Source organism: Staphylococcus sp. LKG3-1 (assembly GCF_048568385.1).
GTDB lineage: Bacteria > Bacillota > Bacilli > Staphylococcales > Staphylococcaceae > Staphylococcus > Staphylococcus saprophyticus.
In genome coordinates, this window is record NZ_CP183796.1 from 311,611 (window position 1) to 322,162 (window position 10,552).

The window sequence follows — 10,552 nt, forward strand, 5'->3', positions numbered from 1 at the left end:
ACATTAAAAATAAGAGTGGGGTATAATTATGAAATATAAAACAGTCTTCGATATAATTGGTCCTACAATGGTAGGCCCTTCGTCTTCTCATACTGCAGGCGCAGTGAGAATTGGTTTAGTAGCTAGAGACTTATTTAATCAATTACCGAAACAAGCTGATATATATCTTTATGGTTCATTTATGGAAACATATAAAGGACATGGCACTGATGTTGCTTTAGTCGGTGGCTTGTTAGGCTACGATACTGATGATGATCGTATACAAACAAGTTTGGAAACTGCTGAGGAAGCTGGGATGAAAGTCAACTTTATTGAAATGGCAGAAGAAAGATCACATCCGAACACGGCTATTATTAATATGCGTGATGGAGACAAAGAAATATCCGTTGAGGGTGTTTCAATTGGTGGCGGAAAAATTGAAGTAGTAGCAATCAATGGATTCAATATCGCGATTAGTGGTAATTACCCGGCATTACTTGTATTCCATAAAGATACGTTTGGTACTATTGGTCGTGTAGCCAATATACTGGGAGACTCAAGTATTAATGTAGGTAGTATGCAAGTATCTAGGAAAGAAAAAGGCGATCAAGCATTAATGACTTGTGAATTAGATGATGCAGTGAATGATGAAATAATAGAGAAAATTAAAAACGTCGATGGTGTAGTGACGGTTTCACTCATGGGAGACGCCTAATGGAGGTATTGCATGTTTAAAAGTGTGAAAGAATTAGTAGAAATGTGTGAAGAGCAAAATAAAAAAATCCATGAAATTATGCTTGAACAAGAAATGGAAGTTACAGGACTATCTGAAGCAGATGTTTATGCACATATGGACAAAAACTTACAAACGATGGAGAATGCTTTAGACGAAGGTTTAGCAGGGGTTACATCTACAACAGGGCTCACTGGTGGAGATGCTGTACTAATTAAAGAATATTTGAAAACGGGGAAATCACTCGCAGGACCAACTTTGTTAGACGCAGTTAGTAAAGCTGTTGCGACAAATGAAGTCAATGCAGCTATGGGGAAAATTTGTGCAACACCTACAGCAGGTTCTGCAGGTGTTGTACCAGGCGTGTTATTTGGTCTTAAACCGCGTTTAGAACCATCAAGAAAAGATATGTTAAATTTCTTATTAACTTCAGGTGCATTTGGTTTTGTTGTTGCCAATAATGCATCTATTTCAGGTGCTGCTGGTGGTTGTCAAGCAGAAGTCGGTTCAGCTGCGGCGATGGCAGCTGGAGCAACTGTAGAACTTGCAGGTGGAACGCCGCAACAGTCAGCTGAAGCTTTTGCAATTTGTTTGAAAAATATGCTAGGTTTAGTATGTGATCCAGTAGCTGGTTTAGTAGAAGTACCTTGTGTTAAGAGAAATGCTGCAGGTGCATCAAATGCAATCGTATCTGCGGACATGGCTTTGGCAGGTGTGACTTCAAGAATTCCTACAGATGAAGTGATTGAAGCAATGTATAAAATCGGTCAAACGATGCCATCCGCTCTACGTGAAACAGGTCGTGGAGGTTTAGCAGGTACACCTACGGGTCAGCGCCTAAAACAAGAAATATTTGGTGATTAATTATGTCAAAAGTCAATTTAATTGAAAGTCCATTTCCATTATCTCAAATAAAAGGATTAGGTCCGAAACGCTTAGCAGTATTGAATGAATTAAATATTCATACTGTTGAAGATTTAATTCTATATTTACCAACACGTTACGAAGATAATACTGTAATTGACTTAAATAAAGCTGAAGATCAAGCGATAGTGACAGTGGTGGGTGAAGTTTATTCAACACCAACTGTCGCTTTTTTTGGTCGTAATAAATCTAAATTAACAGTACATATCATGGTCGACCAAATTGCTGTGAAATGCACATTTTTCAATCAGCCTTATTTAAAAAAGAAAATAGAATTACATGGAACCGTAACAGTCAAAGGAAAATGGAATAGAGCAAAGCAAGAAATCAACGGTAACAGAATGTTTTTTAGCCAACAAATGGATGAGAGCGGACAATATGAACCTGTATATCGCATTAAAGAAGGTATTAAACAAAAGCCTTTAAGAGATATGATTAGACAGGTACTAGATCAGGTGACGATTCAAGAATGGCTCTCTGAAGACTTAAGAAAAAAATACAAATTAGAAACTTTAGAAGATACAATTAAAGCTTTGCATTTTGCAACTGATAAAGCATCTTTACTGAAAGCACGTAGAACATATGCTTTCACAGAATTATTTATGTTTGAATTAAGAATGCAGTGGTTGAATCGTCTTGAAAAAACATCAGATGAAGCAATTGACATAGACTATGATATTAATTTAGTTAAACATTTTATAGATAGTCTACCGTTTGAATTAACAGACGCTCAGAAACATAGCGTGAATGAAATATTCAGAGATTTGAAAGCACCCATTCGCATGCATCGTTTATTACAAGGCGATGTAGGTTCTGGTAAAACAGTTGTCGCTGCTATTTGTATGTATGCCTTGAAAACAGCAGGCTATCAGTCAGCTTTAATGGTTCCGACAGAAATATTAGCGGAGCAACATGCAGAAAGTTTAGTTGACCTATTTGGTGATAGAATGAACGTGGCTTTATTGACTGGCTCTGTTAAAGGAAAAAAACGGAAGCTGTTATTAGAACAACTGAATAATAATGAAATTGATTGTATCATTGGAACACATGCATTAATTCAGGATGATGTTAAGTTTAATAATGTGGGTCTTGTTATTACAGATGAACAACATCGTTTTGGTGTTAATCAGCGACAGTTGTTAAGAGAAAAAGGTGCTATGACCAATGTCTTATTTATGACAGCAACGCCGATACCAAGAACATTAGCCATTTCAGTATTCGGTGAAATGGATGTTTCTTCAATTAAACAATTGCCTAAAGGTAGAAAACCAATCATCACTTCTTGGTCTAAGCATGAGGCTTATGAAAGTGTATTAAATCAAATGACTTCAGAACTGAAGAAGGGTAGACAAGCTTATGTCATTTGCCCACTGATTGAAAGTTCAGAGCATCTTGAAGATGTACAAAATGTTGTTGAATTATATGAATCATTGCAATCATATTATGGAGTTGAAAAGGTTGGTCTGCTTCATGGTAAATTACATTCAGATGAGAAAGATGAAGTGATGCAACGATTTAGCAATCATGAAATTGATATATTAGTGTCAACAACGGTAGTTGAAGTAGGTGTGAACGTGCCAAATGCGACGTTTATGATGATATATGATGCTGATCGTTTTGGTTTGTCTACGTTACATCAATTGCGTGGACGAGTGGGGAGAAGTGAACAACAAAGTTACTGTGTATTAATCGCATCACCGAAAACAGAAACAGGTATTGAACGTATGAATATCATGACCCAGACTACAGATGGCTTTGAACTTAGTGAACGTGATTTAGAAATGAGGGGGCCAGGCGATTTCTTTGGTGTAAAGCAGAGCGGTTTACCTGATTTCTTGGTTGCAAATGTAGTGGAAGATTATAAAATGCTAGAAGTTGCTAGAGATGAAGCCGCCGAATTAATACAGTCGGGTGTCTTCTTTGAACCACAATATAATATATTAAAATCTTTTATTGAAGAAAATTTATTGTATATGAGTTTTGATTAAAAATTGTTGGTTTGTATTTCATGCAAATCCATTGTATACTTTCTATTATATTCTAAATAAAAATGACACTCGTAAATAATTTAATTATTTACGAATGCCATCCGAAGTTAGAATATGATTTATTGTGGGAGTCTGTTAGATAATTAATTATTTAACAGGCTTTTTAATTTACGCCAACTTCTGTCCAAGCCTTATCAATAGCGTCAGCTTCAGCGCTATTATCACCATAAAGTTTATTTGCGGCTTCTTTTAAAGCTGTTTTAGCATCTGAAAATTCTGAATTTTGCGTCAGATATTGAGTTAATGCAAGGTAGTAAATTTGTTCAGCTTTATCTTTTCCAATTTCATTAATTGTCAGATATGCAGCCTTGTTAGGAATACCACTATTTGTGTGTACACCACCATTATCCTGACTACCTGATTGATATTGATCCATGTGTGCCGGTTGATTATATCTTTCAGGGTCTTTTAAGCTTCTAAGACCATCTCCTTCAGTTCCAGGTGTATATACATCTTCACCCATTAACCAGTCATCTGGATCTACAAAATACCCAAATACATCTGAAAATGATTCATTCAAAGCGCCTGATTGATCTTGATATTTTAAGTTAGACGTACGCTCAGTTACGGCATGTGTTAATTCATGAGCGATGATATCATTGGCTCCTGATAATGCTTTGAAGGTTTGTCCATCACCTTCACCGTATATCATATATTGCCCTGTCCACGCAGCATTATTGTAATCTTTATCATAGTGTACGACAGAGTCAATCTTTCCTCCGGCGTTATCATAACTATCACGATGATGTTTATCTAAATAATAGTTATACACTTCATTAGCATAATAATGTGCATCTACGCCAGCCTTGTGTTCTTCCTTGTCGAAATTATTACTATCGTTTGTGATTTCTGAAAAATCATCTGTAATATTATTAGCAGTTTGTGTATGCATTTCTGCATTTTGCGTTGTATCTTTTAATGTGTATTCACCATTATTCTCTGTTAAATTCAATGGTGACTTTTCATCATCGTTCACGCCTGTACCTTTTCCTGTTGCTGAGGCATTTTTGATGACATTTTCTTTATTCAATATTTCTCCAGTGCTAGCATCGACTTGAATTTTCCAATGAGCGGCCTTAGGTGAAATATAGTTTAATTCAACATCGTATACAAGTTTTTGACTGTCGCTGTTAATATCTAATTTGTTTTTATTTACGATATCATAGCCTTTGATATTGTTAACATCTGCCTTGTTTTTTCCTATAGCTTTAAATGCGTTATTTTCAGCATCAACTGCAGAAATTTTCACTTCGTTGTCAACCTTGACAGTTGGTTTATCAATGCTACCGTTTATTAAAGTGACATCACCTTGTTTGTTTACATGAACTTTTAATGCGCTATCTTCAGCAGTTATACCATTGACTTTGGGTTTCAAGGTATAATGAGTGATTCCAGTAGCGTCTTGTTGTTTATCTGTAATTTCATATTGCTCAAATGCATTATCTTTAACATTAGCATTTCCAGATTCTTTAGATTCCTTGATAATCTTTGATACATTATTTTGTAAATATGCTTTTACATCTTGATTATTATGAACTTTTGTATTTATGGGTTTCTTGAGACTTTCTGGTTTGATGCTATTGTTTTCTTGCGCATGTGCTTGTAATGATGTGACAGATATCAGTGAACATGTTACGAGTGTTGTGGTAATCAATTTCTTCATCATGTAATCCTCCTAATTATTAATCTTTTGGCTTTAGAAACAATTGCTTTTCATATAAATATTTATTTACATAAAATATCACACCCTTTTAAATTATTTTGAATTATACGTTCCAAATATTTTTATTTCAATAGTGCACTACAAATAATCTTTTAATTGTTACATTTGTAATAAAATAGTAATGTTAAAAGAGTTTTTTTGATACTATATAAAAAACTTATTATTAAACTGAGCTAATGCTAAAGCAAATTTAATTTAGCGACAGCATATGTTTTTTGTTGAGCAAATGAAATAGAAAGTGTTATGATATGTTAGGAATGTTTAAGACTTGGTACTAAAAACATGGGAGTTTGAATGCGATGAAATTAAAAAAACAAGAACGACGTAATGAAATAAAAAAAGAAATAGAGAAAAATCCTTTTATTACTGACTTAGATTTAAGTGTGTTGTTCTCGGTGAGTATTCAAACGATTAGACTTGATCGTACACATTTAAATATTCCTGAGCTAAGAACACGCATTAAAACTGTTGCAAAAGAAAATTACGAAAGTATTCGCTCTATAGAAGGTAGTGAAATTATTGGGGATGTAATCAATGTACAACCTGATCAAACTGCCACTTCAATTATAAGAATAGACGAAGAATCTGTGTTTACTAGAAATAAAATTGCTAGAGGACATGTATTGTTCGCACAAGCAAACTCCCTGTGTGTGGCACTGATACATAAACCAGTTGTTTTAACAAGAGATAGTAATGTAACATTTATAAAAACAGTAAAATTAAATGAAACGGTACGTGCTGATGCACAAACTATTGAAATTACAGATAAATTTTATACGATAAAAGTGCGATCATATGTAAAAGATACGCTCGTTTTTAAGGGAACTTTCAAAATGTATTATACAAGTGAGGATGAACAAAATGGTTAAATTAGCGATTGATATGATGGGTGGAGATGATGCACCTGGAATCGTTTTGGAAGCTGTTGAAAAAGCGGTTAATGATTTTAAAGATTTAGAAATAATTTTATTTGGAGATTCATCGCAATGTACATTAGAACATGATCGTGTAGAAGTGCGTCACTGTACGGAATCTATCACGATGGATGATGAACCAGTAAGAGCAATTAAACGTAAAAAAGACAGCTCTATGGCGCGTATGGCTGAAGCAGTTAAGTCGGGTGAAGCCGATGGATGTGTTTCTGCTGGTAATACTGGCGCACTGATGTCTGCTGGACTATTCATCGTTGGTCGTATTAAAGGTGTAGAACGACCTGCATTGGTTGTTACGCTACCGACTGTATCAGGTAAAGGTTTTGTATTTATGGATGTAGGTGCTAATGCTGATGCAAAAGCAGAACATTTATTGCAATATGCTCAGTTGGGTAATATTTACGCTCAAAAAATTAGAGGTATTGCTGAACCATCTGTAAGCTTGTTAAATATTGGTACAGAAGCAGCGAAAGGTAATAGTTTAACTAAGAAAGCATACCGTTTAATGGAAGATCAACATGATTTTAACTTTACAGGTAATGTCGAAGCGAAAGGTTTAATGAATGATGTTGCTGATGTTGTAGTCACTGATGGCTATACAGGTAATATGATTCTTAAAAATCTAGAAGGTGTTGCAAAAGCAATGGGTAAAATGTTTAAATCTACACTGTTAAGTAGTTTTAAAAATAAAATGGCAGCACTGATTTTACGCAAAGACTTGAACGGTTTAATGACAAAAATGGATTATGCAGAATATGGTGGTTCAGTATTGTTAGGATTAAATGGTACGGTAGTAAAAGCACATGGCAGTTCAAGTGCAAAAGCATTCTATTCTGCAATTCGTCAGGCAAAAATTGCTGGTGAACAAGAAATTGTGAAAACAATGAAAGAAACGGTGGGTACAGAAAATGAGTAAAACGGCAATTATCTTTCCAGGTCAAGGTTCTCAAAAAGTTGGTATGGCGAATGATTTATACGAACATAATGAAGCAGCGACTACAATTTTAAATCAAGCCCAAAATGCTGTGGATTTTGATATTTTAGAAACGATGTTTACAGATAAAGAAGCAAAGTTAGGCCAAACAGAAAATACGCAACCAGCTTTATTAACGCATAGTTCAGCTTTATTAAACGCCCTTAATGATTTAAATGCAGATTATACTATGGGACATAGTCTGGGGGAATATGTGAGTTTAGTTGCAAGTGGTGTATTGAAATTTGAAGATGCAGTAAAAATTGTAAGAAAACGTGGTCAACTTATGGCAGAAGCCTTTCCAGATGGTGTGGGTAGTATGGCAGCCGTACTTGGACTGGATTATGAAGCGGTTGACGCAATTTGTAAACAGCTTTCTACAGAGAGTGAAATTATTGAACCAGCTAATATCAATTCACCGGGTCAAATTGTTGTATCTGGCCATAAATCATTGATTGATCAGTTAGTTGAAGAAGGGAAATCGCTAGGTGCTAAACGTGTAATGCCATTAGCAGTTTCAGGTCCATTCCATTCATCAATGATGCAAGTTATCAAAGATGATTTTGCAGATTTTATTGACCAGTTTGAGTGGTCTGATGCTCAATTCCCGGTTGTACAAAATGTGCATGCACAAGGTGAAACAGATGCAAATGTAATTAAAGCGCATATGATTGAACAATTATATTCACCAGTGCAATTTATTGATTCTACAGAGTGGTTAATTGAACAAGGTGTTGATCATTTCATCGAAATTGGTCCTGGTAAAGTACTTTCAGGATTAATTAGAAAAATTAATAAAAATGTAAAAGTTACCTCAATTCAAACATTAGAAGATGTGAAAGGTTGGAATGAAAATGACTAAAAGTGCATTGGTTACAGGTGCTTCAAGAGGAATAGGACGCAGTATTGCTATACAATTAGCGGAAGAAGGCTATAAAGTTGCAGTGAACTATGCTGGAAATAAAGAAAAAGCAGACGCTGTTGTGGAAGAAATCAAAGCTAAAGGCGTTGAAGCTTTTGCAATTCAAGCAAACGTTGCAAATGGTGACGAAGTTAAAGCGATGATTAAAGAAGTCGTTAGCCAATTTGGTTCAGTAGATGTGCTTGTTAATAATGCAGGTATCACACGCGATAATTTATTAATGAGAATGAAAGAACAAGAATGGGACGATGTCATTGATACAAATTTAAAAGGTGTATTTAATTGTATTCAAAAAGTAACACCACAAATGTTAAGACAAAAGAGTGGCTCAATTATTAACTTATCAAGTGTCGTGGGTGCAGTAGGTAATCCTGGACAAGCTAACTATGTTGCTACAAAAGCGGGTGTAATTGGATTGACTAAATCAGCAGCTAGAGAGTTAGCTTCTAGAAATATTACAGTGAATGCTGTAGCACCTGGTTTTATTGTTTCTGATATGACAGATGCTTTAAGTGAGGAACTCAAAGCACAAATGTTAGAACAAATTCCATTAGCTAAATTTGGTGAAGATTCTGATATAGCCAATACTGTAGCGTTTTTAGCTTCAGAGAAAGCAAAATATATTACTGGACAAACGATTCATGTCAATGGCGGCATGTACATGTAAGTTGATTTAGAAAAAATAATCATCGCTACAAGCTTTTAAACAATAGTGGTATGACTGATTATATTTTTTAAGTAAAATGTCATTTTGGATGTCTGACACATGCGTCATGATACGGTATAATTGTCAAATTTAGTAGATTATGTGTATTTCTAGTGTATCAATTGAAATACTACTTGTATTTCAATTGATAAAATGGGAAAATATAAAAGTCTATCAATAGACTTTTAAAGGAGGTGAATCGACGTGGAAAACTTCGACAAAGTAAAAGATATCATCGTTGACCGTTTAGGTGTTGACGCTGAAAAAGTAACTGAAGATGCATCTTTCAAAGATGATTTAGGCGCTGACTCACTTGATATCGCTGAATTAGTTATGGAATTAGAAGATGAATTTGGTACTGAAATTCCTGATGAAGAAGCTGAAAAAATCAACACAGTTGGTGACGCAGTTAAATTTATCAACAGTATTGAAAAATAATAAACAAATATCTGAGTCGTTGTCATTACGGCTCAGATTTTTTGTTTTTTTGATAGAATCAATGAATCTTAACGCATGATTTTTTGTACCTTCGATATTAACTACATCCATGACTTGTCGCTGTTTTACATGCGAAAAACAACAGTTTTTTCTTTAGTTTTGATGTGATTTCACGTAAAATATAAAGGTATACAGAATCCTAGCGCTATTTCTGAGGAGGAACTAGATTGACCAATCAAAAAAAGAAAGAAATGGTACAAACATTCCAAAATAAGTTTGAAAAAAAGATGCAAGAATTAAATTTAGATTTTAACCGAGTAGATTTATATCAACAAGCTTTTTCTCATTCAAGCTTTATCAATGACTTTAATATGAACAGGCTTGACCACAATGAGCGATTAGAATTTTTAGGAGATGCGGTATTAGAATTGACGGTTTCACGCTATTTATTTGATAAATACCCAGAATTGCCTGAAGGTAATTTGACTAAAATGCGTGCAACAATTGTTTGTGAGCCCTCACTTGTAATATTTGCGAATAAAATTCAGCTCAACGATTTAATTTTATTAGGTAAAGGCGAAGAAAAGACAGGTGGTAGAACACGACCTTCACTTGTATCCGATGCGTTTGAAGCATTTGTCGGAGCGTTGTATTTAGACCAAGGATTAGAGGCAGTCTGGCAATTTTCTGAACAAATCATTTTCCCATATGTGGAAGATGATGAATTGGACGGTGTTGTAGACTTTAAGACGCAATTTCAAGAATATGTGCATAGACAAAATAAGGGAGATGTCACATATCGTCTGATAAATGAAGAAGGACCGGCGCACCATCGTCTTTTTACTTCTGAAGTGATTCTAGAAGAAGATGCCGTAGCAGAAGGTAAAGGTAAAACAAAAAAAGAATCTGAACAAAAAGCTGCAGAACGTGCATATAAAATATTGAAAAATAAAAACGCTTAACATTGGGTGCGTTTAAACATCATGATTCACTAGATGGAAATATCATAGTTATAAGTATGATTAATGATGACATAGCATTTATATAATTAAAAATTGCGTTTTTAAATATACAGCTAAGATTAAATAATTAAGTTAATCATAATAAGATGGAATAAGTGTTATGAATGGCGAATGAAGTTAAAATGAATTAGCCATTTCATTCCCGTGCTGTA

The 10,552-nt window shown here is 34.6% G+C and carries 10 protein-coding genes; 9 read left to right on the top strand and 1 reads right to left on the bottom strand.

The window, feature by feature from the left end; all coding sequences use genetic code 11:
* Positions 1–28 precede the first annotated feature (28 nt).
* From sdaAB to recG, 3 genes are read left to right on the top strand one after another with little or no spacing between them, the layout of a single operon-like run.
* A complete protein-coding gene (sdaAB, locus tag ACM595_RS01545; protein WP_002483500.1) occupies positions 29–694 on the top strand; it encodes an L-serine ammonia-lyase, iron-sulfur-dependent subunit beta in 666 nt (221 codons plus the stop codon).
* Between the two features lie 12 nt (positions 695–706).
* On the top strand, positions 707–1,576 hold the full coding sequence (gene sdaAA / locus ACM595_RS01550) for an L-serine ammonia-lyase, iron-sulfur-dependent, subunit alpha (RefSeq protein ID WP_002483499.1): 870 nt from the start codon (positions 707–709) through the stop codon (positions 1,574–1,576).
* Between the two features lie 2 nt (positions 1,577–1,578).
* The gene (recG, locus tag ACM595_RS01555; protein WP_419744421.1) at positions 1,579–3,624 is read left to right on the top strand and encodes an ATP-dependent DNA helicase RecG; all 2,046 of its coding nucleotides are present in this window, start codon (positions 1,579–1,581) and stop codon (positions 3,622–3,624) included.
* 163 nt (positions 3,625–3,787) lie between these two features.
* On the opposite strand, the gene ACM595_RS01560 is transcribed toward recG, so the two are convergent.
* Complete coding sequence (locus ACM595_RS01560; protein ID WP_115338569.1) at positions 3,788–5,350, bottom strand: M4 family metallopeptidase; 1,563 nt, start codon at positions 5,348–5,350, stop codon at positions 3,788–3,790.
* A gap of 356 nt (positions 5,351–5,706) precedes the next feature.
* Between ACM595_RS01560 and fapR the strand changes: the two genes are divergently transcribed.
* From fapR to rnc, 6 genes are all read left to right on the top strand, one after another.
* Positions 5,707–6,276, top strand: coding sequence for a transcription factor FapR (gene fapR / locus ACM595_RS01565; RefSeq protein WP_002483496.1), 570 nt, complete (start codon positions 5,707–5,709; stop codon positions 6,274–6,276).
* Positions 6,269–7,255, top strand: a complete 987-nt coding sequence (gene plsX, locus ACM595_RS01570; RefSeq protein ID WP_002483495.1) for a phosphate acyltransferase PlsX — start codon at positions 6,269–6,271, stop codon at positions 7,253–7,255. Before fapR ends, plsX begins: the two co-directional genes overlap by 8 nt.
* On the top strand, positions 7,248–8,174 hold the full coding sequence (gene fabD / locus ACM595_RS01575; RefSeq protein WP_002483494.1) for an ACP S-malonyltransferase: 927 nt from the start codon (positions 7,248–7,250) through the stop codon (positions 8,172–8,174). Before plsX ends, fabD begins: the two co-directional genes overlap by 8 nt.
* A complete protein-coding gene (gene fabG, locus ACM595_RS01580; RefSeq protein WP_002483493.1) occupies positions 8,167–8,901 on the top strand; it encodes a 3-oxoacyl-[acyl-carrier-protein] reductase in 735 nt (244 codons plus the stop codon). The genes fabD and fabG overlap by 8 nt, the downstream gene beginning before the upstream one ends.
* 243 nt (positions 8,902–9,144) lie before the next feature.
* Positions 9,145–9,378, top strand: a complete 234-nt coding sequence (locus tag ACM595_RS01585) for an acyl carrier protein (protein ID WP_002483492.1) — start codon at positions 9,145–9,147, stop codon at positions 9,376–9,378.
* A gap of 227 nt (positions 9,379–9,605) precedes the next feature.
* Positions 9,606–10,340: a ribonuclease III gene (gene rnc, locus ACM595_RS01590; RefSeq protein WP_011303283.1), complete on the top strand. Its 735-nt coding sequence runs from the start codon at positions 9,606–9,608 to the stop codon at positions 10,338–10,340.
* Positions 10,341–10,552 lie beyond the last annotated feature (212 nt).

Excerpts from the sequence above, each read along its gene's own strand:
- plsX (WP_002483495.1), top strand. The coding sequence starts at position 6,269 with ATGGTTAAATTAGCGATTGATATGATGGGTGGAGATGATGCACCTGGA.
- fapR (WP_002483496.1), top strand. The coding sequence starts at position 5,707 with ATGAAATTAAAAAAACAAGAACGACGTAATGAAATAAAAAAAGAAATA.
- sdaAA (WP_002483499.1), top strand. The coding sequence starts at position 707 with ATGTTTAAAAGTGTGAAAGAATTAGTAGAAATGTGTGAAGAGCAAAAT.
- recG (WP_419744421.1), top strand. The coding sequence starts at position 1,579 with ATGTCAAAAGTCAATTTAATTGAAAGTCCATTTCCATTATCTCAAATA.
- fabD (WP_002483494.1), top strand. The coding sequence starts at position 7,248 with ATGAGTAAAACGGCAATTATCTTTCCAGGTCAAGGTTCTCAAAAAGTT.
- fabG (WP_002483493.1), top strand. The coding sequence starts at position 8,167 with ATGACTAAAAGTGCATTGGTTACAGGTGCTTCAAGAGGAATAGGACGC.
- sdaAB (WP_002483500.1), top strand. The coding sequence starts at position 29 with ATGAAATATAAAACAGTCTTCGATATAATTGGTCCTACAATGGTAGGC.
- ACM595_RS01560 (WP_115338569.1), bottom strand. The coding sequence starts at position 5,350 with ATGATGAAGAAATTGATTACCACAACACTCGTAACATGTTCACTGATA.